The sequence below is a fragment of the Bradyrhizobium guangdongense genome, assembly GCF_006483445.1.
Lineage (GTDB): Bacteria > Pseudomonadota > Alphaproteobacteria > Rhizobiales > Xanthobacteraceae > Bradyrhizobium > Bradyrhizobium guangdongense_A.
The window spans coordinates 1-1,033 of sequence record NZ_PPPT01000323.1 but is presented as its reverse complement, the minus strand read 5'-3'; the positions used below and the strand labels follow the sequence as shown (position 1 = coordinate 1,033).

1 protein-coding gene is annotated in these 1,033 nt (G+C 64.3%); it reads left to right on the top strand.

The window, feature by feature from the left end; genetic code table 11:
• Positions 1–126: 126 nt before the first annotated feature.
• Positions 127–1,033: hypothetical protein (locus C2U70_RS32460; RefSeq protein ID WP_140982818.1), on the top strand; the 907-nt coding region annotated here is incomplete at its 3' end.

Here is a 1,033-nt window from a genome sequence, read left to right as displayed (position 1 = left end):
TCGCCTGCGCCTCGCGCCGAACCATTTTCGGCCTCGCGTGTTTGTGTTTTCGGGACGCGGATCGGTTCGAACCGGGCAGGCCGGCCGCGCGACCAAGACACGAGAGATTCTTCGGCAGGGGCGCCAGTGTCCGAACAACCCTATCACATTGATATCGACAGCATTCGCAGGGCATTTCCGCCGGGCACGGAGGTACCGCCGCTGCTGCTCGGCTTTGCCGGCTGGCTCGAGGGGCGGCCCTGGGGCAGCGTCGGCTGCTACGGGCTGATGGGACAGTTTTCCGACGGCGCGCCGATCGTCGACGGCAGCCCGCTGCGTGACAAGTTCGCGCTGTTCATGCGATTGCCTGAAGGGTCTGAGGTCGGCGCCTGGTATGGTGCCGGACCGGATCAGTCAGATGCGCCGATCGTGGTGCTGGGCTCGGAAGGGCAGTACGACATTCTCGCCCCATCGCTTCGAGGTCTGCTCGCAAAAATCGCCCTGCAGAAATTCGACGACCATTGGAGCGATTTCCTGCCGCATGAGGATGTGGATGACACGACCGACGAGCTGGCGCACTGGCTCGCAGCGCGCCTCGGCACCGACGATCTCGAAACAATGACCGGAAGCGCGTCCGAACAGCCGGACTTCCGTCGCTGGATGGAAAAATGGTGCAGCGACCGCGAAAATTACTGGTCGAACCATCCGATGATGGCCGAGCTCGGCTGGCGGCTCGCCGCACATTTGCCCAAGGGCAAGAACCCCTGGGACAAGACGCATTTCGAGGTCGCGATCGTCGGCAACCAGTTTCAGGCCAGCGTCCTTCGCCGCGGCCGGCAGCCGGTCGAAGAGGCCGGAAAGATCGAGCCGCTGCTGCGCGAATTGCGCGATGACATGCGGCGTGCCCAGCCGCATCTCGGGCTCTGGTATCAGATGGATTTCGGCCTCTATGCCGACGGCCGCGTCATGCCGCGATTCGACTATGACACCCGTCCGATGATCGGCGAGGCGCCGGCGGAGCTTTCCGAAGCCCAGGCCGATCTTGCCCGCGCGC